Below are 22,146 nucleotides of genomic sequence, written 5' to 3' on the forward strand. Positions count from 1 at the left end.
TTAGGGTTACTCTTGTTTATCTGATGAAACGGATTGTTGGTTGGTGGACTGCTGTTGCAAAAGATCAGTAATCGGTTGATTATCTTTGGCTTGTTGAGCCAAGATTTTTACCGAGCTGCCGTTATTCAATCGCATCACTCCATGGGTGACAACGATCTCGCCTGGCCGCAGCCCGCGTTGTACGACAATAGCGCCTGGGCGTCTGGAGCCAGTGATTAATTTGCGTTTTTCTACGGTTGGTGGTTTTTTTGTTGTGTTGACGACAAAGGCGTATTTATTAAAACCTTCTTGTACTAACGCTTCTTCGGGTAACATTAAACTTTTTTGAGCAGGTTTACGTAGCTCAACCATCATTAACATACCAGGCTTTAACCGTTGTTGCTTATTGGGTAATACTGCACGCACAATAATTGATCGGGTAATAGGATTGATACGGGAATCGATGCTGATAATTTTGCCTTGAAAAAAATTGTTATTTACTTCTCTTGATTTGGCCTTGACTTCAAGACCTGGCTTTAATGTACCTAAAAAAACAGCAGGCACAGTAATATCTAATTTCATTACGCTATCATCATCAAGAGTGGTAATTGGATCACCGGGTGTTACCAGTGAACCAACGCTAATATTGCGTAACCCTACCACTCCATTAAAAGGTGCAATAATTAAGCGATCAGCCAGACGAGACTGGGTGGCGTGAAATTTAGCTTGGGCGGTTTCATAAGTCACACGCCGTTGATCCAACAGTGATTTGGAGGCAAGGTTAGATCTTACCAGCGATTGGACTCTCTCATATTGTCGTTTAGCTTCTTCCAAGGTGGAGCGAGCTTCTTCCAGTTGGGCATGTTCTTCAGCATTAGTCATTTCAACTAATACATTACCTGCTTTAACTCGCTGATTATCATTAAAATGAATAGCGGTGATGGTTTCAGTGACGGTAGAGGACAGAGTGACCGCTTCATTAGCTCTTAAAGTACCTAATGCTTCAATTTTTTCGACAAAAGGCTCTAAGTGCACTGGCTTGGTAAAGACTGGAATAGGCGCAGAGTTTGCGTGGGTTGACAACAAAAAGAGCAAGCTTAAGGTAACTATGTTGCTTACTGCTTTGTAATACATGGAGTAACATCCTTGGTTTGTCGAATAGCCTTATAAATTAATCTGATTTAATCCAATAGAGAATAGATGATATAGACTTGCTAATAAACTTAAGTAAAGGCGGTGAGGATTAAGCAGGATGGAGTAGACAATAACTATCGTTAGTGAATGGAAAACAATTATTCCTTTGCTTTCCATATAGCTTGACTTTATTGCTACTTTTAATCTTCTTTTCTTGTCATTTTGGTTTTTTAAATATTTAATCGTCTATACAAATGTCGTTACAGTTTTTTATTATAAAGACTACTTCTAAGCTAAAAAAACACTATTAAAAATGCTATTTAAAAGTGTTGTACCAACGTGCATCAACTGCTTTTGTTTACTAAATATTTCGAAATTTTTATTGATAATAGGTTGGTTATATGTATGATATGCGACTGTTTGATAAAAAGGGTTAATAGGTGAAATTATCGCCTAGTTGAGTGGAAGGACTTGAACAGTCAAATGAAAAAAGCCCCTATACAGCTTGCAGACAGGCCAGAAGATCCTGATTTATATTGGGATTTATCAGCACTACAAAATAAGAAAAAAGCAGTTGGTTTTTTTCAGTATGTTTCTACTGGCTTTTGTGTCTATAGCCCTTCCGTTGCGAAATTATATAGCAATTTTGAAGTCGTATTGTCTAGCATGGATCGTAATGGTCTGATTGTATTACCTAACCCTTATGCATTTCATGACACTTTTAACCGAGTGTGTGAGACTTCAGTTAAACAGACGGGTATTTCCTTGTTTCCTGGTGAGGCTATTAATAGGGAAGGGCTTATTGTGAGTATCCCCGTTGGAAAGCAGCGTAAAAATCACCATTTAGAATTAAGTACCGCTGTGGGGTTTCTCGATAGGTTATACAAAAAACGCTATGGAACACCATTTTTGCCCGTGCTGGTTAATGGTGATTTGAAAGAGTTTAGATCTCAAACACCGTATCTACATTTGCATCGGTTTGACCCAAAATCACTCACGGAATTTAGTGAATTTGAACGCAATGATATCTGTAGCACGATTAGAGATCGGTTTTCAGATATTATGATTAGCGGTGCATACGTCAGGTAAGGTTGCCCAACTTTATGTACGCATTACTTGTGCAGATTCAGCCTTACTATTACTTTGGTTGTTTTATCTGCTCGGAACGATAGTAAAACAGCTTTTCTATCAAAGCAGGATCATCAAAATAACGTTCACCAATAAATGCCGTTGCATGGCGCCCCCATTGGCGCATCGTGCCAGCAGAGGGTACCCCTGAAGGCCAAAATAACCAGCGCTCTGGCCGTTCTGTGCCTTTGATAAGGCCTGTATTATCAAATAAGCTTTTTCTTTGTTGAGGGCCAATAGGTAAACTACGTAAGTTGTCGTATGGCTTAAGTTGGTAGGTGTGCCCAGGTGAAATAGGAAAATGCCCAATCCCAAGTACCCAGTGATCGACACTATTAATTGCAACGATAGCAGGCTGTGAAGTAGTAGCTGACACTTGAGCCTTGATATTGTCACTGACTTGAGTGGGGGGTGGAATGATCAGTGGCGGCTCTAATTGCCCTTTGGTGGACTTGGCTATTAAACGGTCTGACACAGGCATAAAGGTATGATAGCAACCACATGAGTGGATAGTGTCGTATAGCAGAGGAATGCCATCTGTATCGAGTGTAACCCGCCAGATTACCCCATCAATGCTGCCTGCTAGAATGTCAAACCAATGATTAGCGGGCCGTTCTGTAAACCAAATAAAATAATTAAGTTGTAGTAAATGCTTTCCTTGTAATGTGGTATAGGATGGGCGCCAGTAAACAGTCATTTGCTTTGTGGTGATGCGCCACTGGTTATTTTGCCAAACGGGTGTTCCGGGTAAATCAAACAGGCCTTGCTGTTGAATAGCCCAGTGAGGGGCAAAATATTCTGCTGCTCTCACTAATTGTTGAGTAGACAGTTGTGGTAAGTGTAGAGGGTGTTGTTTTGTTGCCTGAGTTAGCCATTGTTTTAGCTGTTGTTGATTGAAGGTATTAGCTACTTTTACTATTGGCTGAGTTTTATGTTGTGCTGATTTGGTTGAGGTTTTGCTGGTAGCAGGGCTATAAAGCTGCATGGCACCAGGGAGGGGCCTATTAAACTGTTGATGTACATCTTGATGCCACTGTTTAATTCCTGGTACTAAAAAATACTGAGTAACAGGGTAACCCCCTATAGCTTGGGCCCACTGTTGATATTCACTAGGTGGTGCCATTTGCTTTAATTGAGTGAAAAAATAGGGGGTATTGTGCTTCTTGCTTATTTGTTCAATTAAACAACGGTTAACGTATTGATGCCAGGGGTGGTTGGTTTGCCCCGTTAAATTCGTGATTTCAACTTGCCATTTGGTTTGGTTGATAGCAAACAACTGATTAAGCCACGCTTGTTGTTGAATCGGCGTGGTCAGTTGTGGAACCAAGCTTAATAGAAAACGATTGATGCCTAAATAAGGAGTGCCAGGAATAGGGTGTAACTGTGCATCCGCTACATTGGCTTGAATAACTTGTTGATGTAATTGAGATAGGCCTGTTTCACAAGACAAACTGTCGAGCTGCTGGTCAGTCAATGGTTTAGCTGGCTGTGATTTAATAGCCGTACAGCCTGTGAGAGTGAGCAGAAAAACCAGAAGAAACCAACGAGACAACATTGTAAGCCTATAACACCTTATTTTTTGCTAATTATTGCAATGGTACTATACCTGAAAGATTAACTGGCGTTGACTATTTTCATCAAACTGTATGTGCCAATACCCAATAGTGAATTAGTGGCCAACCTGCTTCATCTGCTGTTTTACCAAAACTTATTAAGCCATCTTCGTGACCTAACATGCTGATAATGCCGTGTGATTGTACTTGTTTTTCTTGCACTAAGCTGGCAATTGCTTGCGCCATGGCTGGAGTGCCATAAGCCAAGTTGGTCGGAAGGCAGGGGATAGTAAGCTGTTGGCTGTATTGCCAAATAATAGGGCAATGGATATGAAAGATAAAGTTTATCTGAGGTAATGTTTGATAGATGATGGCGTGACTTAAGGCTTCTGAAGATGGAGCGCATAAGCCTTCTGCCGTCAATTGATTCTGTGTAGGGTTTGCCTCGATTATCATTGCATAGTCTGCAGCACTGAGTTGGGCCAACCCTCCGGTTTGGGTTCCAGTAATTAAAAAACAGTTGTTGTGAGTAGCAGGCAAAGGTGTTAAACGCTGGCTTAGGTTGCCAAAACCGTAACCTTGATAACGGTTGGGGTGCTGTCCCACCATATCTAGGTTTTTAAGTAGTAAACGCCAGCTGTTGAGTAATTGAATTGGTGGATTTGATAATGCTTTTTTCTGATGACTAAGCTGATATTTGATAACACCTTCAGTTGGCTGTTCAGACATGGTGATTGGTAAATCTAAAAAAACTTAATGGTAAAATAGGCTATATGGCGTACTCTGGGTGAGTTGATCATGCATGAGTCCTTCCATTAACTGAGCAAAGTCTTGTTTTTGCAGGTGAATCAGCACTTCATGATCACCGCCTTCCAAATAAACGTCCTCCAATGCCAGCAGTTTGTCATCAACGATTGTATCCATGTGATAAGCCTGACCAACCGGAGGAATAGCGCCTAGCTCACAGTCACGAAAGCTGGCTTGTAATTCACTCTCTTTAGCCAAATGAAAAGCATGCTCCAACATTTTGTTAATGGTTTGTATTTGTAGTTTTGACTCGGCGGGTACGACTGCCATCAAAAAATGCTGGAACTGATTTTTTAGAATAACGGGCTTGGCAATTTGCATGGGTGAGATATGAGCTAGTAAGGCAGTTTGATAAGAGGTTGCTGATGACGGATGCCACTTCATATCATAGCGAATATGGTGATTGGCAAAGTATTGTCTCAAGGTCTCTGACATGGCCATAGTTGAAAACTCCCTGAAACGTCCTGTTCCTTATTTCATTCATCATCTCTTCCATTCATTATAGCTAGCCCTTTTTCTTATGGTTTATAAGGAAAGGTTTTACTAACTATTCTTGATATTGCTGGAAACTGTATCCTAAGGACTGCACTAGGTAATACTGCACTTATTACTGATGAAACAGTCTATACTTTTGATCATAGCCTTACCGGTTAACAGGTAAGAGCCTAGTGGTAATTTGCAGTATATAAAGGCAACTCAAATGGCCCAAGCCATACCTAACCCCTCTGTCAATGAAGCTGTAAATGAATCACCTAATGCGCTTGATATCGAGAAAGAGCTGAATTACTGGTTTGATAGCAGTAAGCCCAAGGATGAGCCAGAAGTTAAAGAGCGCCTGGAACGTTTTGCCAAATCTGGTCATAGCATGTCGGGGTTTCAGCTTCGCTCAGCTAATTTGATTGATATCGACTTGGTGAATCGTGGTTCAAAAACAGGCTATGACCTGTCTCATGCTGACTTTTATCGCGCGAATCTTACCCATGCCCATATGTTTAGGATTAATCTACAAGGGGCATCTTTAATGAAAGCAAAATTGATTGGTGCCAACTTGCATTGTGCTAATTTGGAAGACTGTAATTTGCTAGGAGCTGACTTTTCTAATGCTAAGTTAGAGAACATAAATTGGGGAGATCAAATTTTACAGGAGAAAAAGGCTATCCAGGCAGAAAAGGAAGGTGATAAGGATAAAACGCACATGCTGTATCAAGAAGCAGAGGAGGTGTACCGTAATATTAGGAAAGCTTGTGAAAATCAAGGCCTTTTTGAAAGTGCAGGAAAGTTTTTTTACCGAGAAATGACCATGCGCAGAAGGCAGTTACCAGCCTTTTCCCCTCACCGGGTACTATCTAAAACAGTTGACCTGTTTTGTGGTTATGGTGAAAAGCCACTTAGAGTAGTGACCTTTTCCTTAACGCTGATTGCGCTGTGCGCCTGTTTATATTTCTTGTTCGGCATTGAAGAAGATGGCGGTATTACAGGCTTAAATACCAGCTTAAGCCTTTGGGACAATTTACGACAGTTCGGTGGTTGTTTGTACTTCAGTGTAGTGACTTTCACAACTCTGGGCTATGGTGATATTACGCCACTAGGGATGGCGAGACCAATAGCTGCTATTGAAGCCTTTAGTGGTAGTTTTACCATGGCTTTGTTTGTGGTCGTGTTCGTGAAGAAAATGACACGTTAACCCATATTGTTAGCAAGCTCTTGCTGATGGGCCATGGAAGCTAGCGTAAAACGCTTAATGATATCTAAAGTACTAATCACCCCTATAAGTTGCTCTGCTTCAGTGATAAATACTCGATGAATATTATACTGGGTCATTTTGGTCATAATAGTGCGAATAGAAGACTGTAAGGGAGCAGTAACTATATTGGTTGACATAACTTCTCTCACTAAGCACGTGGCAGTATCATTAGTAAAAAGTGCTCTATTTGTAGCCCGGTCTGGTAAATTTAAATAAGCGATTAAATCAGAAAAGGTAATAACCCCTATAATTTTATTAGTATGGTCAACCACAGGTGCACCAGAAAGGTGGTGTTTTGATAAGAAGTAAGCGGTTATTGGTAGTGTCCAGGTCGCGTGTACTTTAAAGACCGGAGAAGTCATTATGTCCCCTGCGACTAAATGGTCGAGACAGGTGAAATGGAGCGGACTCACGGGGCCGTATTGTTTCATTGACTTCTTTCCTTGAATCCATGTCTATTAGATAACATATGCTGTGTTATTGTACGCCCATGTTAATAATAAGCAACGATTTGACAGTATGTCAGTATTTGTGTTCATTACTGGGTAATTTTTAGTTGTCAATAATAATGACATAGGTATTATTTAAGCGTTTTTATATATCCGGGATAGGTTGGGGTCAGGTGCTCAAGGGTTATTAGCTAATTAACACCTGGCACAAACATCTTGTGGGTTAAACTGTCTATGCTGATTGATAGCTATACGACAGTTTTTTTAAACCAATTGCAGGATAAAAGTTGCAGGATCATGATAAAAATAGACAATCTGAGTAAAGCCTTTGGCAGTTTTAAAGCTGTTGATGGTATCTCGTTCAATGTGGCCGCCGGTGAAGTGCTTGGCTTTCTTGGCCCTAATGGTGCGGGTAAATCCACCACCATGAAAATGATATGTGGTTTTTTAACGCCTTCTGCTGGAAGTGTATCGGTTTGTGGGCATGATGTTGTAAAAGAGCCTTTAAAAGCCAAAGAGTTGATTGGCTATTTACCCGAAGGTGCACCTGCATATGCGGACATGACTCCACTGCAATATTTAAATTTTATTGCAGAGATTAGGGGGTATAAAGGTGGTGTAAAAGCTGCGCGTGTACAATCTGTCGTAGATCAACTGGCTTTAAAATCAGTAGTTAATCGACGTATAGAGGAGTTATCAAAAGGCTTCAAGCGTCGGGTAGGTATTGCTCAAGCCATTTTACATGATCCCAAGGTATTGATTCTGGATGAGCCGACAGATGGGCTGGACCCTAACCAAAAGCACCAGGTACGCAATCTGATTAAGAATTTATCCAAAGATAAAATTGTTATTATTTCTACCCATATTCTTGAAGAAGTCAGTGCAGTTTGCAACCGCGCTATTATTATTGCTCAGGGACAATTGGTTGCTGATGAAAAACCTGCAGAGTTAGAAGCTCGTTCTCGTTATCATCATGCAGTGACTTTACAATTACAGCAGGGTGAAGATGTTTTGAATACATTAAAGCAGTTATCTCTGGTCGAAGATGTAGAAATAAGTTCTGACAGTGATCGTTGCTATACCTTGATTCCTAAATCCGGAGAAGATGTTTTCCCTGCGGTTAATAACCTTATTAAAGAAAAAGGCTGGGTGGTGGAGCAGCTGTTTGTTGAGCGTGGCCGTTTAGATGATGTATTTAGAAATGTGACAGCCAATAAACAGGCAGAGGAGGTTGCCTGATGGGTAAAATTAATATTATTTTAAGACGTGAACTTAGTAGTTACTTTGCGACACCACTGGCTTATGTATTTATTGTCATCTTTTTAATGTTAACCAGTGTTTTTACCTTTTATTTGGGCAATTTTTTTGAGCGTCGTCAGGCTGACTTGTTGCCTTTTTTTGATTTTCATCCGTGGTTGTATTTATTTTTAATTCCTGCCATCGCTATGCGGCTATGGGCCGAAGAGCGCAAATCAGGTACGTTAGAGCTATTACTCACGTTGCCTATTAATTTGCGTGATGCTGTCATTGGTAAGTTCTTGGCTGCCTGGATGTTTACTGGTATTGCATTATTACTCACTTTCCCTGTTTGGATAACGGTTAATTATTTAGGCGATCCTGATAATGGCATTATTGTTGGTAGTTATTTGGGGAGTTGGTTAATGGCCGGTTCTTTTTTAGCTATTGGGTCTTGTATGTCGGCAGTCACCAATAATCAGGTTATTGCCTTTATTTTAACCGTAGTGGTGTGTTTTTTATTTGTTGTAGCAGGCTCACCGATGGTGCTGGATTTTGCCCATAAACTACCTCAAACCATCGTGGATACTATAGCTTCATTTAGCTTTCTAACCCATTTTAACTCAATTAAAAAAGGAGTATTAGATATCCGTGATCTGATGTTCTTTTTTATTATGATTGCTGCTTGGTTAATGGCAACAGCAGTTGTAATTGATATGAAGAAAGCTAACTAAAGAGGTGGCAAATGACTAAGCGATTATTCTCTGGTGCTGGCCTCATTGGGTTGGCTGCTGTTGTATTAATCAGTGTAATGCTGTTGAACAATCTATTTAAAAGTTTACGGGTGGATTTAACCGAAGATAATTTATATACCTTGTCTGATGGAACCCGTAATATGCTGGCTAATTTGCAAGAGCCAGTTACACTTACGTTTTATTTTACCAATAAGGCCAGTGAGGATTTACCTTTTTGGCGAACTTATGCCAAACGAGTACATGAATTATTGGAAGAATATGCAGAGTTAGCCAATGGTAAGCTCACACTAGAAGTGGTTGACCCAGAACCTTTTTCAGAAGAAGAGGACAAAGCATCTGGAGCTGGGCTGCAAGCAGTACCTGTCAATTTGGGGGGAACTGAACTCTATTTTGGTTTGGTGGCTAAAGGTAAATCAAATGGTGAACAAACCATTGACTTTTTTCAGCCAGATAGAGAAAACTTTTTAGAATATGACATTAGTAAAATCATTTTTGCAGCTAGTCAAACTAAAAAGCCAAAAGTAGCCTTAGTTGCTGGTTTGCAAGTTGACGGTGGCTACAATATGGCCACTCGACAACCTACGGATCCTTGGATGGCGGTGAGTCAGCTTGATCAATTGTTTGAGGTTGAGCGACTAGAAGATGATACAGTTGAAATCAGTGATGATTTTGATTTGCTTGTTATTATTCATCCTAAAAGCTTAAGTGATGACATGCAATTTGCCATTGACCAATATGTATTGCGTGGAGGCAATACTTTAATATTTGTTGACCCATTAGCTGGTCAGGATACAGGTGGTGGTATGATGATGGCGATGGGGCCAAAAAGCTCTAACCTGGAAAAATTATTTTCAGCCTGGGGCGTTAAAATGGACTCTAAAAAAGTAGTTGCTGATAGTGGTTTTGCTTTGTCCATTAGCCAGGGTGCAGGTAAACGTCCTGTTCGTCATTTAGGTATTTTAGGCTTGAAACAGCCCGCATTTAATTCAGAAGAAGTGGTTATGGCTGAATTAGAGCAAATTAATATGGCTACAGCTGGTACAATAAAAGCGGTGGAAGGATCCTCAACGAGTTTTGTGCCTCTTATTCAATCAAGCACTGAAGCCATGTTAATGGATGCCAGTAAATTTGCGATGACTACAGATCCTAAAAAGCTTTACGATAATTTTAAGCCGACAGGTGAACGCTATACCCTGGCTGCTCGTATTCAAGGGCCAGTTAAAACTGCTTTTCCAGATGGTCGTCCTGAGAAAAAGTCTGAGGAAGAAAAGGTTGCACCAGGGACTGCAATGGATAAGGAAAATGAAGCAGCAACTGACAGCAATGAAGAGGAAATAACAGGTGAAGAAGGTTTAGTTGAGCAAACACCACCGCCAGTAGGTTCTGAACAAGTGGGTCCAGCAACAGATGAACCAGAAAGTACGGCAGCTGTTGACGATGAGAGCGAAGAGAATACAGTTAACGTAGAAGCAGCAAAAGAAGGGCTTGAAGAAGAACCAAAAAAACCATTGCTTGAACCTATTACTGAATCAAAACAGGACATTAATGTTGTCGTAGTAGCAGACACTGATATGCTTGCAGACATGTTATGGGTGAGTGTGAGGACATTTTTTGGACAACGAATTGCGCAACCTTTTGCCAATAACGGAGCATTTTTTGTCAATGCAGTTGACAATATGGTGGGTAATGCTGACTTAATCAGTATTCGTAGCCGTGGCCAATTTTCACGTCCTTTCAGTGTAGTGGATGAAATTGAAAAAGAAGCTGAAGACAAGTTCCGGGTAAAAGAGCAGGAACTACTACAACGGCTCAACGAAACGGAGTCAAAATTAGCAGAGCTGCAGCAACAAAAACAAGGAGAAGATCAATTATCTTTAAGCCAAGAACAGCAACAGGAAATTGAACAGTTCCAGAAGGATAAGTTGGCTATTCGTAAAGAATTACGCGATGTTCAACATAAACTAGGGCAAGATATAGAAGCATTAGGGGAGAATATTAAAATATTAAATATTTTCTTATTACCTTTACTCTTGACTGTATTACTCATCATTTCCCGGCTTGCTGCAAATAAACGACAGTACGTTACGGCTTGATTAAAAGGTTTAAAGTTATAAAAAAGCCCGGCATTGTCGGGCTTTTTTATAATCTCAGGAACCATTCATTATCTATAATGCAGAGAGTTATTTGTGGTAAAAACGGTTTGTCATTTATTAAGTTATGTTGAGATTTGGATATAATGGATGCTTAAAGTTTGAATATTAGAGTTTGTTAAATATTTGTAAGGTCAGGTTGAAGTTAGTTTCAGGTTTTAGTTGAGCCATTAACAAATTTTATTATAGCTCTTTCATTATTATATCATATTCACCGCTTTCTCTTAGTTTAGCTAACCCTGCATTAAAATCATTGAGTAAAGTTTTTGCTCTATTTGGATCAATTTTTTTGGAAATCACTACACAGATAGGGGTGTTTTGTAAAGGTTTTTCGTGAAAAATAACTCTGGAAGCTCTGGGCTCACCTATTTTATATTTTAGTAAGTATAATCCTACCAGTTTCTCTAAAGGAACTAAGTCTGCTCTACCGGCTAGTAACATGTTTAGCTTTTGCTCATCACTATTAGAGTAGATAATATTAATTTTGTTTAGTTTTGCAGCTTGATCAAATTCTTCGCCATAAGTATATTGCTTTGTGGCAATAGTACGTAAGTTTTTGATGTCTTGTAGTTTATTCCAGTTAAATCTGAATGAATTAAGGTGAAAGAATACCTTGGTAGAAAAGCTTACTGGGTCGCTAAAGAAAAAATCCTTGGTCCTATCTGGCGTTGGTGCCCAAGCCAGTGAGCCATCAAGTTTACCACTTGCGGCTAAAAAATAACTCCGTTTCCAAGGATAGTATTTTATTATCACAGTATATCCCATCAGATTAAATGATTTAACTGTAATTTTTGTAAAAACACCTTCACCTTCAATTTCATTTGATACATATGGAGGCCACTCACCTGATGATAACCTGATGAGTTTATTGGAAGAGGTGGTTTGGCTTTTTTCATCTCCTAATGACTTTGGTAGTGTTAATAAAATAGCAACTAAACAGAAAACAATATTTTGCATTAGTGTAGTATTATAGTTCCACAGGGTCTTCAGGGTGAAATTTCTGGTTTGTAGTTTGTTGGAATAACACACTGCTTCTTCGGTCCAACCTAGTACACTTTAAAATCAGCTTTTCCATATTGGGTTTCGATGAGGCTGTTAGCGTCTAAACAGCTTTTATAAAAGTCTCGAATTTGTTCCTGGTTGAAAAACATTTTAGGGGTAAGCTCAGGATCAGAGGCAAATGCACCTTCATGAATTTCATACACTTTATTTCTGATTGTTACGCGAATAAACATACTACAGGCATTACCCCATTCGCTTTGGCTGTAATTAATAGCATAGCTAAGATGGGCATGGCGCATAGGCTTAAATTTTATTCACTCTTGAACATTGACCAACAAATTACCTATACTTGGGCCATCTTGTCGGAGTGCCAGCAGGGGTGAGTGATTTCATCTTGTTGGCTGAGACTGCAGTTGCGGGATCCGTGGAACCTGATCTGGTTAGTACCAGCGAAGGGAAGCAAGAGTAACCTTGACGTGTCGTACTACAAAATTTTCTGTGTTTAGTGGTGCATTCGAGTTAGTCTATTTGTTACTCTCCATCGGTTTACTCACGACAAGCAATCACAAACGTTATTGGACCACTAATTGGCAAGTTGGGTGTGAGTGCTTATGTCTAGAAGAGAAAATCAACAAAAAGCTCAGGATTTTATTGAAAACCTGAGTAGTCAGCCGTTCCCCAATTCAGAAAAAATCTACATCACTGGTAGCCGTGGTGATATTCAGGTGGCAATGCGGCAAATTCATTTGGCTGATACATTAGTGGGAGGCTCTAAGACCCACCCTAAATATGAGCCAAATGAACCAGTACCTGTATACGACACCTCTGGTCCTTATACAGACCCCGCAGTGACAATAGATGTACATAAGGGGTTGCCAGCGTTACGGAAAAACTGGATAGCTGCACGCAATGATACCGATGAGTTGGATAGTGTGACTTCTCGTTATGCGCAACAACGTTTAGCGGATGATGGTTTGGATCATTTGCGCTTTGAGCATTTACCCAAGCCATTGCGGGCTAAGCTAGGTGCTAATGTAACGCAGATGCACTATGCTCGCCGGGGAATGGTTACCCCTGAGATGGAATATATTGCCATTCGGGAAAATATGGGACGTGAGCGGGTGCGTAGTGATCTGTTGAAGCAACAGCACCTTGGTCAACACTTTGGAGCAAACCTACCAGACAACATTACGCCGGAGTTTGTCCGTAAAGAAGTCGCTGAAGGACGGGCAATTATTCCTGCCAATATTAATCATCCGGAAGCAGAGCCAATGATTATTGGTCGCAATTTTCTGGTGAAAGTTAACGCTAATATTGGCAATTCTGCTGTGACTTCATCCATTGAAGAAGAAGTAGAAAAACTGGTTTGGGCTACCCGTTGGGGAGCCGATACGGTAATGGATTTATCTACTGGTCGCAATATTCATGAAACACGGGAATGGATTTTACGTAATTCTCCAGTACCTATTGGTACTGTGCCTATTTATCAGGCTTTAGAAAAAGTCAAAGGTATAGCTGAAGAACTGAGTTGGGAAGTTTTTCGCGATACCTTAATTGAGCAGGCCGAACAAGGAGTGGATTATTTCACCATTCACGCTGGGGTATTATTGCGTTATGTGCCAATGACAGCCAAACGGGTAACAGGTATTGTATCTCGAGGTGGTTCGATTATGGCCAAATGGTGTTTGTCACACCATCAAGAAAACTTTGCCTACACTCATTTCGAAGAAATTTGTGAAATTTGTAAAGCTTATGATGTATCCCTGTCATTAGGCGACGGGTTACGTCCAGGTTCGGTGGCAGATGCTAATGACGAAGCACAATTTGCGGAATTAAAAACGTTAGGCGAGCTCACCAAAATTGCCTGGCAGCATGATGTGCAAGTCATTATTGAAGGTCCTGGGCATATTCCTATGCACATGGTTAAAGAAAATATGGACCTACAATTGGAGCATTGTCATGAAGCCCCTTTTTATACATTAGGGCCATTAGTAACGGATATTGCGCCTGGCTATGATCATATTACGTCGGGCATAGGAGCAGCGTTAATTGGCTGGTATGGTTGTGCCATGCTGTGTTATGTCACCCCAAAAGAACATTTAGGGCTGCCCAACAAAGAAGATGTTAAAACGGGAATGGTGACTTATAAAATTGCAGCGCATGCAGCAGATTTAGCCAAAGGTCATCCAGGTGCACAAATTCGCGATAATGCGATGTCTAAAGCTCGCTTTGAATTTCGCTGGGAAGATCAATTTAATTTAGCGTTGGATCCTGATACCGCTCGTGCATTTCATGATGAAACTTTGCCACAGGAATCGGGTAAAGTGGCGCACTTTTGTTCCATGTGTGGTCCGAAATTCTGTTCAATGAAAATATCCCAAGATGTGCGTGATTATGCAGCAGAGCAAGAGCGCAAAGGTATAAAAATCCAATTACTTGATGAAGAAATTGAGCTGGATGCAGAGTTAGGTATGCGACAGAAGTCGGCTGAATTTAAAGCCAGTGGCGCAGAAATATATCAGCTACCTGTTGGGAATGATTGATCATGGGATTGAGTATTACCGTTAATGATCAGCTTCATCAAGTGGAGGCTCCTTGTACGGTTGTAGAATTACTAATACGGCTTAATCAACCGGCGAAAGGTGTGGCTGTAGCAATTAATAACCACATTATTTGCCGTAGCCAATGGCCGCAATATTTCCTTCAGGCAAATGATCAGGTGGTGTTATTTAAAGCCATTGCGGGTGGATAAACCATGTTAACAATCGCAGATAAAGTATTTAAATCCCGGTTATTTACCGGGACGGGAAAATTTAATGATAAATCCACCATGGTGGCTGCGTTGCAGGCTTCAGGTTCTGAATTAGTGACCATGGCTTTAAAACGAGTAGATTTAGACAACCAAGATGATAATATTTTGCAGCCATTAATTGCCAATGGGATGAATTTACTGCCGAATACATCGGGTGCTCGTACGGCGAAAGAAGCGGTATTTGCTGCGAAATTAGCACGAGAGGCGCTGGAAACTAATTGGGTGAAATTGGAAATTCACCCTGACCCACGTTATTTATTACCGGATCCAATTGAAACGTTAACAGCAGCGGAAATACTTGTGAAAGAAAGATTTGTTGTTCTGCCTTATATTCATGCAGACCCTGTGTTATGTAAACGACTGGAAGAGGTGGGTACGGCTGCAGTGATGCCATTAGGTTCACCCATTGGTTCTAATAAAGGACTAAAAACCCAGGAATTTTTGGAAATAATAATTGAGCAGTCCACTGTGCCAGTAATTGTTGATGCGGGTTTAGGTGCACCTAGTCATGCAGCTGCTGCCATGGAAATGGGAGCGGATGCCGTGTTGGTTAATACGGCAATGGCCGTTGCTGTTGATCCTGTCGCCATGAGTCGTGCTTTTGCTTTAGCAGTAGAAGCAGGGCGGATGGCATTTGAAACTGGACTCGCTACACCACAGCAACACGCCATTGCTTCCAGCCCATTAACTGCATTTTTAGAAGAGGCGGTATGAGTTTTTACGACCAGCTGCAAACGATTAACTGGGATGAAAGCCGAATCGCCATTGTCAGTAAAACCACGGCAGATGTTGAGCGGGCATTGTCCCGCCAGCGATTAGCGCTTGATGATTTTCAAGCGTTAATTTCACCCGCGGCTGAACCCTATTTGGAACAAATGGCCCAACGGAGTATTCAGCTTACCCGGCAGCGATTTGGTAATACAATGCAGATGTATATTCCACTGTATTTATCAAACTTGTGTTCCAATATATGCAGCTATTGTGGTTTTTCTATCCATAACAAAATCCGCCGTACCACATTGAATAAGGAGCAATTAGAGGCTGAGATTATTGCCATTAAAAAAATGGGGTTTGACCATGTTTTGATTGTAACGGGTGAATCGGAACATCGAGTGGGAATGGCATATTTTCGCAAAGTGCTACCACAGTTAAAACAAGCATTTTCCCATATTTCGATGGAAGTGCAGCCATTGGATCAACATGAATATGAAGAGTTAATTAATTTGGGGGTGGATGCCGTTTTAGTCTATCAAGAAACCTATAATCCTATTACTTATGCCCAGCACCATTTAAAAGGGAAAAAGCAGGATTTTCGTTACCGGATTGAAACGACTGATCGATTAGGTGCAGCAGGTGTTCATAAAATAGGTCTTGGTGCACTGATTGGTTTAGATGACTGGCGTACGGACTGTTATCATGTAGCCGTTCATTTGGATTATTTACAACGTACTTATTGGAAAACCAAATATTCTATTTCCTTTCCAAGGTTGCGTCCTTGTGCAGGAGAATTTCAACCGACCTCAATCATGACAGACCGACAGTTGGTACAATTAATTTGTGCTTATCGGCTATTTAATCCAGATGTAGAATTATCACTTTCAACCCGAGAATCAGCCTATTTTCGCAATAATATATTGCCATTAGGTATCACCAGTTTAAGTGCAGGCTCCAGCACCCAGCCAGGAGGCTATGCGGAAGATAGCAAACAGGCATTGGAACAGTTTGAAATATCTGACGAAAGAAGCCCAGCAGTAATGGCAGCAATTATTAAACAAAAGGGTTTTGAAGTGGTGTGGAAGGATTGGGATAGAAGTTTAAACTGTTAATTTGAGCCACCAATGAAAACTACATTTTCGAGCTTGTTAAGGTTGGTTTTGATATTTAGTTGCCTGAGAGTGTTTGCATTAATAATAAATTTAACATATTGAGGTGTTATTACTTGCATATTAGCAATTTTGTCTCCTTGTTTATGTTTGTGGATAACGTCAGCAACTCTTTGACCAAGTTTCTCATAACTAGCAACAGTGCCTAGTAATGCACCATCTGATACAAATGCTTCTTCAGAGGCAATAGATTTAAGTTTATGGTTGAGGAGAGCTTTGGTTAATAACTTTCGCTTTGATAGTAAAAAGCTGTCGCTGGATAAATAAACAGTGCCAATATCTGCTTTAGCAATTTTTTCCATGATGACATTAAAGTCCTCAATAGTGGCCTTTTTGTCTGGCTTAATCCTAAAACGCTTTACTTCAAACCCTAATTCTGCTTGTAAATTAAATAGTTTATCTGCTATATGCTTAGAGTTTAACTCTCTTGGGTTAAATAAAAACCCAATTTTGGTGAAATCAAGTAGTTTTTTTGCATTATAAAGTTGCTTATATAAAGAGATAGTACTGGTAGTTCCAATAATATTTCCGCCAACAGGTTGAGTTAACGATTCAACTAATCCAGCTTTAACTGGATCAGAAACAACCATAAATAATTGAGGTATATTCGTTATTTGTTTTTGCTTTACTAGTACAGAAACAGTGGTGCCAAAAGTATAGATATAGTCGTAGAGTTTAAGGTTGGGGTTGATTTCAGACTGAATAAACCACACTAAATTTTCTCTGTTTTGCTTTGCATCAAAAACAGTATACCAAGTGTCATAACCATAGCTGGTTAACTGTTGCTTGAAGCCAATTTCAGCAGGTGTATCACCGCGCCACAAAACCATCAAAATATTAACTCGTTTGTTAGCTGCAACGCATGATAAGCAAAAAAGAAGCAGAGTTAAAGTTGTCAACTTAGCTATCATCTGGGTATACCATTTGCCTTTACGATGTATAGTTAAGTATAGATAAGTGTTTTTTCTGTAAGAGGAGCTTTGATAATGTGTTGCTATTCAAGCCTATTCCTCATCTATAGTGAGTTATAGCCATTATGAATTAACTCAAAAGTTATTATTGCAAACTCCTGGAAGAGAGTTAATTTTTGGAACAGTTTTTGCGTGCTAACTTTAGATGATGAAGTATTTATCTTTGAAACAGATTAAGCTATTTATAGTCGCTAGTTGTTTTTTTATCATTTCATCACTTTGTATTGCTAGTGAGCATATTCAAATTGTTACTGAATACTTTCCTCCTTACAGCATTTCTGTCGATGGTCAAGTAGAAGGGATAAGTACTGAGGTTGTGAGAGCTGTCTTGAATGATTTAAAGTTAACGCATTTGCCGATAAGGCTATACCCTTGGCTAAGAACTTATCAAAAGGCACTTAAGGAAAAAAATACATTAATTTTTTCAATTGGTAGAAATGCTAAGCGTAAGAAATTATTTAAGTGGGTAGGGGTAATTGCACCTGCTAAGTTTTATATATTCTCGCTGCATAATAGAAATGATATTTCTTTAAACTCTCTAGAGGATGTCAAACAATATACTTTGGGTACAGTAGTAAATGATGTAAGAGAGCAGTTTTTAGTTGATAGAGGGTTTGTCAAAGGGAAGGAAATTTTTACAACCTTTGATCATGCTCAAAACTTAACAAAACTCCTCAGAGGTCGAATTGATTTATGGCCAATGAACGAGTTAGCAGCTTATTATTTAGTTAAAAAAAGAAAGTTGGTACCAAAATATACCATAAAAAAGGTATACCATTTAGCAGATTTATCTATGGAAGGGTATTATATGGCATTCAATAAAGACACTGACGATGAAACAGTTAATCAGTTCAGGCGAAGCCTTGAAAAAATTAAAAATGAAGGGATTTATAAAAAAATTATTAGCTCTTATTTAGTTGTTGAGTAATATCCCTTATAGACCTTTAAATTGACTTAAAGAACAACGTGTTAAGTATTTGTTACCAAAATAGCTGCAGTGTTTACGATTGGGTTGAGAAAAAAGAAGAATGGATACTTGCCATTATTCGCTTTTATAACTATTAATTGTACCCTTACAGCTAAAGATTTTAACTGGTATAGTGCCTCAAAATAATGCAATTGGTTAAGACTGTGCTAAGTTATTATTGCTTTTTTATTTTTTTATAATTCATTTGTTGTTTTCTTGGTATTTATATTTCTGTTTACTAGTATCGTAAGAACATTTTCAGCCTGATTATTCAGTATTATACTAAAGTATGAAGAATTCAGCATAACGCAAAGCCTAACTGCTTTGCTTTGTCGTTAATACGGCGTATTTTTTGTACTTTGGTTCGGTTTGTACTTATTTTTTTTTGCATTGCGAGTCGGTCTTGTACATCTTTAAATTATTGACGATTTTGAGGCCGCCTTAAGAACTCCCTCAGTATTCTGCTGGTTTGGGAAATGGAATCATAGTATCTAAACAGGGATAGACAATGAAAAAATACCATCTTAAGCCGCTTGCAGTGGCAGTATCTAGCTTACTCTCTATTTCTTCTTATGCTGCTGACCGGGTAGAAATTGATGGAGTAAGTGCATTTTTAGACAGCGGTAATAATATTAATGCCATGTTGGCAATGGACACTGACTACCATTTTGAACCGGTAAAAACAATTGTTTTACCGAATGGGAAAATCAAGCAAAGGTTTCAACAATACTATCAAAATATTCCAGTGTGGAATGTTGTAATAGCAGCTGACCGTTCTGTAATGGGGGTATATAGCAATATTAGTGGAACATTACTGGATAATGTCACTAATGATGTGCCTTCAGCCATTGCAGCTTTTGATGAGAATGAAGCGATATTTAATGCGAAGGTTACACTGAATGTTAACGACAGTCAGGTTACCCGTGATGAGCAAGCCAAACTTTATGTTATGCAAGATGAAGCGGGTACGGCCCGGCTTATTTATGAAATATCCTTCGTGGTAGAGGGGGATAAAATTAGTCGGCCTTTTGTGATAATGGATGCAGCTGACGGTAGTGTTATTGACCAGTGGGATGGCTTAGCGCATGATAAAGTTGGCACTGGTCCTGGTGGTAATGAAAAAACAGGAAAATACTACTATGGTAGGGATTATGGCAAGTTAGATGTCACTGTCAATGGTAACGACTGTAGTATGGATAGCCCTAATGTAGCCACTATTGATCTTAATCATTCTACATCTGGTGGTAGCATTCACAAATTTAGTTGTTATGAAAATACCCATAAAGAAATCAATGGGGCTTATTCTCCGTTAAATGATGCGCATTACTTTGGTAATGTCGTATTTGATATGTTCAAAGACTGGTTTAACTCAGCCCCCCTAACATTTAAATTAAAACTACGGGTGCATTATAGTAATAATTATGAAAATGCTTTTTGGGACGGTAGCCAAATGACTTTTGGTGATGGTGCCAGCCGTTTTTATCCTTTGGTTAGCTTAGACGTGGTTGCGCATGAAGTCAGTCATGGTTTTACGGAACAAAATTCTGGGTTGGCTTATCGTAACCAGTCAGGTGGTATGAATGAAGCTTTCTCTGATATTGCTGGTGAAGCTTCAGAGTATTATATGAATAAAGACCGGCCAGCAGGCATGCGCAACGACTGGCTAGTTGGAGGTAGTATTTTTAAAGGTGCTGTTGGTAAAGCGTTAAGATATTTTGAAGACCCAACGAAAGATGGTCGTTCTATAGGTCATGCTGATGATTATTATGATGGACTAAATGTACATTATAGTTCCGGTGTATTTAACCGTGCATTCTATATTCTTTCTAACAAAGATGGTTGGAATACAGAAAAAGCTTTCCGTGCATTTGTATTAGCTAACCAAACCTACTGGACTAAAAACTCAACCTTTGATGAAGGTGGTTGTGGGGTTAAGAAAGCCAGTAAAGACTTGGGGTATAGTGAAAAAGATGTAGTTGCTGCATTTAAAACAGTGGGTGTCAATGCTTGTGATGATGACCCAGGTCCAGATCCAACTGACGGCGAGTTAAAGAACGGTGTGCCTGTAACAGGATTGGCAGGAAATTATGGCAGTGAGAAATTCTTCTTTATCAATGTACCATCAGGTCAATCATCCTTGAAAGTTCAAATGTCAGGTGGTTCCGGTGATGCTGACATGTATGTGCTACGCAATGGCAAACCAACCAGAACCAACTATGACTGTCGTCCATATCAGTGGGGTAATGATGAGGTTTGTAACTTTAGTATGCCAGCATCAGGTAAATATCATATTATGATAAGAGGTTACTCTAGCTATAAAGGAGTTACTTTAAAAGCAACTTATAAATAACCAATAAAATATCACACCTACCCACTAGGCATCTGAATGAAATGAATTCAGATGCCTTTTTGTTATTCCACCATATGGTAAGGGGTTAGTCCCCCAGGTTTCCGATCAACTAATGCTAATGGGGTATATTCTGCTCTGGTATTCAGCTTTTCCTGCACAGTTAGGTGTACTCTATCTGTCGTACTAGCAACACGGCGCTTTTTCCTGCCAAAGAGAAGATGATAAGATTCATGATGCGGCTGGCTAACATCATAAGCTAAAGGCAAATGTGGCTCTTTAAACTGTAAATGATGACATTTTGCTTTATTTATCATCCAGGCCAGGCTGATATTTGAATGATGCTTATTTTGATAACCACCACCAACATCAGCATGCACACCAGCAAACCAGACTTGCTCGACCGTTTGGTTTGGGTAAGGTTGAGTATCATCCCAAAGTGTGGGATCAAAAGTCGAACGTTGCTCATCTATAGCAAGGGCATGATAAGCTGCCTTGACTTCCCGGTTTAGTCGAGTGTCGTGAAATTGTACCAATTTATCTGAAATTTTTTTCAACAAACCAATGGGAATACCAAGTGAACCGACGGTATCCCATACCCCGATCATTTCAACAGGGCACTGATGATGCTTTGCTTTATACACTTGACGCTCTGGTTTAGTGGCTTGTTTATAGACTTCCCAGGACTCTTCGATGGTATTTTCAGATAATTGTTGTCTAGGAATTAAACCACAACTGTAAATTAATCCTGCTAATGATCTGGCAGTAAAAGCACCGCGACTAAAACCGATAAGTGCTACTTTATCTTCAGGTTGATAATTGCTACATAGATGATAATAACCTTCAAGAATGTTTTTAGTTAACCCAAACCCTGAAATACCCCCACGAATACGATCGTACCAGTGACAGCCAACCCCTTCATCGTAAAAGGCTATTTGTTGGCTTGTTGAAGATGGTTGATTAACCAACAGTTCGTAAAAGAGTCGTACATTCGTCTCCTGGCTTGACTCTTCATCTGGATCATCAGGTCGATTCCAGGTACCATCAAAACAAAGCACAATGTTTTTGCTCATAGGTCATCCTTTGACTTTTTTCGTGTTTCTCTAGAGTACCTGTGCAAATAGCATTTTATCAAGGAGGTAATGCTATGGAATTGCAACAGAAGCAAGATATTTCTGCTAACTTTATATGACAGTTTATTTGCTGTTTTATGGACAATAAAAATCACT

The 22,146-nt window shown here is 39.7% G+C and carries 20 protein-coding genes and 1 riboswitch; of the genes, 11 read left to right on the forward strand and 9 right to left on the reverse strand.

Annotated elements, in window-relative coordinates:
* Positions 1-6: 6 nt before the first annotated feature.
* On the reverse strand, positions 7-1,113 hold the full coding sequence (locus tag G4Y78_RS09785; RefSeq protein WP_163832843.1) for an efflux RND transporter periplasmic adaptor subunit: 1,107 nt from the start codon (positions 1,111-1,113) through the stop codon (positions 7-9).
* A 483-nt stretch (positions 1,114-1,596) separates the two neighbouring features.
* Between G4Y78_RS09785 and G4Y78_RS09790 the strand changes: the two genes are divergently transcribed.
* Positions 1,597-2,202 carry a hypothetical protein gene (locus tag G4Y78_RS09790; protein ID WP_163832844.1) on the forward strand — a complete coding sequence of 202 codons (606 nt, stop codon included), beginning with the start codon at positions 1,597-1,599 and terminating at the stop codon, positions 2,200-2,202.
* A gap of 49 nt (positions 2,203-2,251) precedes the next feature.
* Here G4Y78_RS09790 and G4Y78_RS09795 read toward each other — a convergent pair whose 3' ends face one another.
* From G4Y78_RS09795 to G4Y78_RS09805, 3 genes are all read right to left on the reverse strand, one after another.
* Positions 2,252-3,796: a hypothetical protein gene (locus G4Y78_RS09795; RefSeq protein ID WP_163832845.1), complete on the reverse strand. Its 1,545-nt coding sequence runs from the start codon at positions 3,794-3,796 to the stop codon at positions 2,252-2,254.
* A gap of 82 nt (positions 3,797-3,878) precedes the next feature.
* Entirely contained in the window at positions 3,879-4,523 is a 645-nt protein-coding gene (locus G4Y78_RS09800; RefSeq protein ID WP_163832846.1) for a class II aldolase/adducin family protein, read from the reverse strand.
* A gap of 24 nt (positions 4,524-4,547) precedes the next feature.
* The gene (locus tag G4Y78_RS09805; RefSeq protein WP_163832847.1) at positions 4,548-5,042 is read right to left on the reverse strand and encodes an aminoacyl-tRNA deacylase; all 495 of its coding nucleotides are present in this window, start codon (positions 5,040-5,042) and stop codon (positions 4,548-4,550) included.
* 259 nt (positions 5,043-5,301) lie between these two features.
* Between G4Y78_RS09805 and G4Y78_RS09810 the strand changes: the two genes are divergently transcribed.
* Positions 5,302-6,285, forward strand: coding sequence for a pentapeptide repeat-containing protein (locus G4Y78_RS09810; RefSeq protein ID WP_163832848.1), 984 nt, complete (start codon positions 5,302-5,304; stop codon positions 6,283-6,285).
* Here G4Y78_RS09810 and G4Y78_RS09815 read toward each other — a convergent pair.
* A complete protein-coding gene (locus tag G4Y78_RS09815; protein WP_163832849.1) occupies positions 6,282-6,776 on the reverse strand; it encodes a CBS domain-containing protein in 495 nt (164 codons plus the stop codon). The genes G4Y78_RS09810 and G4Y78_RS09815 overlap by 4 nt on opposite strands.
* A gap of 315 nt (positions 6,777-7,091) precedes the next feature.
* Between G4Y78_RS09815 and G4Y78_RS09820 the strand changes: the two genes are divergently transcribed.
* Genes G4Y78_RS09820 through G4Y78_RS09830 form a run of 3 tightly spaced genes read left to right on the forward strand, consistent with a single transcriptional unit; the run spans position 7,092 to position 10,878 of the window.
* A complete protein-coding gene (locus G4Y78_RS09820) occupies positions 7,092-8,033 on the forward strand; it encodes an ABC transporter ATP-binding protein (protein WP_163832850.1) in 942 nt (313 codons plus the stop codon).
* A complete protein-coding gene (locus G4Y78_RS09825; protein ID WP_163832851.1) occupies positions 8,033-8,764 on the forward strand; it encodes an ABC transporter permease subunit in 732 nt (243 codons plus the stop codon). The genes G4Y78_RS09820 and G4Y78_RS09825 overlap by 1 nt, the downstream gene beginning before the upstream one ends.
* A gap of 11 nt (positions 8,765-8,775) precedes the next feature.
* Entirely contained in the window at positions 8,776-10,878 is a 2,103-nt protein-coding gene (locus G4Y78_RS09830) for a GldG family protein (protein WP_163832852.1), read from the forward strand.
* 240 nt (positions 10,879-11,118) lie between these two features.
* Here G4Y78_RS09830 and G4Y78_RS09835 read toward each other — a convergent pair whose 3' ends face one another.
* A complete protein-coding gene (locus tag G4Y78_RS09835; RefSeq protein WP_163832853.1) occupies positions 11,119-11,892 on the reverse strand; it encodes a substrate-binding periplasmic protein in 774 nt (257 codons plus the stop codon).
* A gap of 89 nt (positions 11,893-11,981) precedes the next feature.
* Entirely contained in the window at positions 11,982-12,236 is a 255-nt protein-coding gene (locus G4Y78_RS09840; protein WP_163832854.1) for a hypothetical protein, read from the reverse strand.
* Between the two features lie 54 nt (positions 12,237-12,290).
* A riboswitch (TPP riboswitch) is annotated at positions 12,291-12,413 on the forward strand.
* A gap of 135 nt (positions 12,414-12,548) precedes the next feature.
* Between G4Y78_RS09840 and thiC the strand changes: the two genes are divergently transcribed.
* The 4 genes from thiC to thiH are packed head-to-tail and all read left to right on the forward strand — an operon-like array spanning position 12,549 to position 16,575.
* Entirely contained in the window at positions 12,549-14,480 is a 1,932-nt protein-coding gene (gene thiC, locus G4Y78_RS09845) for a phosphomethylpyrimidine synthase ThiC (RefSeq protein WP_163832855.1), read from the forward strand.
* Between the two features lie 2 nt (positions 14,481-14,482).
* Positions 14,483-14,689, forward strand: coding sequence for a sulfur carrier protein ThiS (gene thiS / locus G4Y78_RS09850; protein ID WP_222937675.1), 207 nt, complete (start codon positions 14,483-14,485; stop codon positions 14,687-14,689).
* A 3-nt stretch (positions 14,690-14,692) separates the two neighbouring features.
* Complete coding sequence (locus G4Y78_RS09855; protein WP_163832856.1) at positions 14,693-15,463, forward strand: thiazole synthase; 771 nt, start codon at positions 14,693-14,695, stop codon at positions 15,461-15,463.
* Complete coding sequence (gene thiH, locus G4Y78_RS09860; RefSeq protein ID WP_163832857.1) at positions 15,460-16,575, forward strand: 2-iminoacetate synthase ThiH; 1,116 nt, start codon at positions 15,460-15,462, stop codon at positions 16,573-16,575. The genes G4Y78_RS09855 and thiH overlap by 4 nt, the downstream gene beginning before the upstream one ends.
* Here the strand turns inward: thiH and G4Y78_RS09865 are convergent.
* Positions 16,572-17,462: an ABC transporter substrate-binding protein gene (locus G4Y78_RS09865; RefSeq protein WP_163832858.1), complete on the reverse strand. Its 891-nt coding sequence runs from the start codon at positions 17,460-17,462 to the stop codon at positions 16,572-16,574. The two genes, thiH and G4Y78_RS09865, sit on opposite strands and share 4 nt — an antisense overlap.
* 286 nt (positions 17,463-17,748) lie before the next feature.
* On the opposite strand from G4Y78_RS09865, the gene G4Y78_RS09870 reads away from it, so the two are divergent.
* Positions 17,749-18,531 carry a substrate-binding periplasmic protein gene (locus G4Y78_RS09870; RefSeq protein ID WP_222937676.1) on the forward strand — a complete coding sequence of 261 codons (783 nt, stop codon included), beginning with the start codon at positions 17,749-17,751 and terminating at the stop codon, positions 18,529-18,531.
* 547 nt (positions 18,532-19,078) lie between these two features.
* Entirely contained in the window at positions 19,079-20,920 is a 1,842-nt protein-coding gene (locus tag G4Y78_RS09875; RefSeq protein WP_163832860.1) for a M4 family metallopeptidase, read from the forward strand.
* Between the two features lie 62 nt (positions 20,921-20,982).
* Here G4Y78_RS09875 and G4Y78_RS09880 read toward each other — a convergent pair whose 3' ends face one another.
* Positions 20,983-21,990, reverse strand: a complete 1,008-nt coding sequence (locus tag G4Y78_RS09880) for a DUF2235 domain-containing protein (protein WP_163832861.1) — start codon at positions 21,988-21,990, stop codon at positions 20,983-20,985.
* Positions 21,991-22,146 lie beyond the last annotated feature (156 nt).

The organism is Spartinivicinus ruber (assembly GCF_011009015.1).
GTDB classification, from domain to species: domain Bacteria; phylum Pseudomonadota; class Gammaproteobacteria; order Pseudomonadales; family Zooshikellaceae; genus Spartinivicinus; species Spartinivicinus ruber.

What these genes read in the sequence shown, in the direction of transcription:
- G4Y78_RS09810 (WP_163832848.1), top strand. Translation starts at nt 5,302, where the DNA reads ATGGCCCAAGCCATACCTAACCCCTCTGTCAATGAAGCTGTAAATGAA.
- thiS (WP_222937675.1), top strand. Translation starts at nt 14,483, where the DNA reads ATGGGATTGAGTATTACCGTTAATGATCAGCTTCATCAAGTGGAGGCT.
- G4Y78_RS09815 (WP_163832849.1), bottom strand. Translation starts at nt 6,776, where the DNA reads ATGAAACAATACGGCCCCGTGAGTCCGCTCCATTTCACCTGTCTCGAC.
- G4Y78_RS09805 (WP_163832847.1), bottom strand. Translation starts at nt 5,042, where the DNA reads ATGGCCATGTCAGAGACCTTGAGACAATACTTTGCCAATCACCATATT.
- G4Y78_RS09795 (WP_163832845.1), bottom strand. Translation starts at nt 3,796, where the DNA reads ATGTTGTCTCGTTGGTTTCTTCTGGTTTTTCTGCTCACTCTCACAGGC.
- G4Y78_RS09800 (WP_163832846.1), bottom strand. Translation starts at nt 4,523, where the DNA reads ATGTCTGAACAGCCAACTGAAGGTGTTATCAAATATCAGCTTAGTCAT.
- G4Y78_RS09875 (WP_163832860.1), top strand. Translation starts at nt 19,079, where the DNA reads ATGAAAAAATACCATCTTAAGCCGCTTGCAGTGGCAGTATCTAGCTTA.
- G4Y78_RS09840 (WP_163832854.1), bottom strand. Translation starts at nt 12,236, where the DNA reads ATGCGCCATGCCCATCTTAGCTATGCTATTAATTACAGCCAAAGCGAA.
- G4Y78_RS09820 (WP_163832850.1), top strand. Translation starts at nt 7,092, where the DNA reads ATGATAAAAATAGACAATCTGAGTAAAGCCTTTGGCAGTTTTAAAGCT.
- G4Y78_RS09880 (WP_163832861.1), bottom strand. Translation starts at nt 21,990, where the DNA reads ATGAGCAAAAACATTGTGCTTTGTTTTGATGGTACCTGGAATCGACCT.
- G4Y78_RS09790 (WP_163832844.1), top strand. Translation starts at nt 1,597, where the DNA reads ATGAAAAAAGCCCCTATACAGCTTGCAGACAGGCCAGAAGATCCTGAT.
- thiC (WP_163832855.1), top strand. Translation starts at nt 12,549, where the DNA reads ATGTCTAGAAGAGAAAATCAACAAAAAGCTCAGGATTTTATTGAAAAC.
- G4Y78_RS09835 (WP_163832853.1), bottom strand. Translation starts at nt 11,892, where the DNA reads ATGCAAAATATTGTTTTCTGTTTAGTTGCTATTTTATTAACACTACCA.
- G4Y78_RS09830 (WP_163832852.1), top strand. Translation starts at nt 8,776, where the DNA reads ATGACTAAGCGATTATTCTCTGGTGCTGGCCTCATTGGGTTGGCTGCT.
- G4Y78_RS09855 (WP_163832856.1), top strand. Translation starts at nt 14,693, where the DNA reads ATGTTAACAATCGCAGATAAAGTATTTAAATCCCGGTTATTTACCGGG.
- G4Y78_RS09825 (WP_163832851.1), top strand. Translation starts at nt 8,033, where the DNA reads ATGGGTAAAATTAATATTATTTTAAGACGTGAACTTAGTAGTTACTTT.
- G4Y78_RS09865 (WP_163832858.1), bottom strand. Translation starts at nt 17,462, where the DNA reads ATGGTTTTGTGGCGCGGTGATACACCTGCTGAAATTGGCTTCAAGCAA.
- G4Y78_RS09870 (WP_222937676.1), top strand. Translation starts at nt 17,749, where the DNA reads ATGATGAAGTATTTATCTTTGAAACAGATTAAGCTATTTATAGTCGCT.
- thiH (WP_163832857.1), top strand. Translation starts at nt 15,460, where the DNA reads ATGAGTTTTTACGACCAGCTGCAAACGATTAACTGGGATGAAAGCCGA.
- G4Y78_RS09785 (WP_163832843.1), bottom strand. Translation starts at nt 1,113, where the DNA reads ATGTATTACAAAGCAGTAAGCAACATAGTTACCTTAAGCTTGCTCTTT.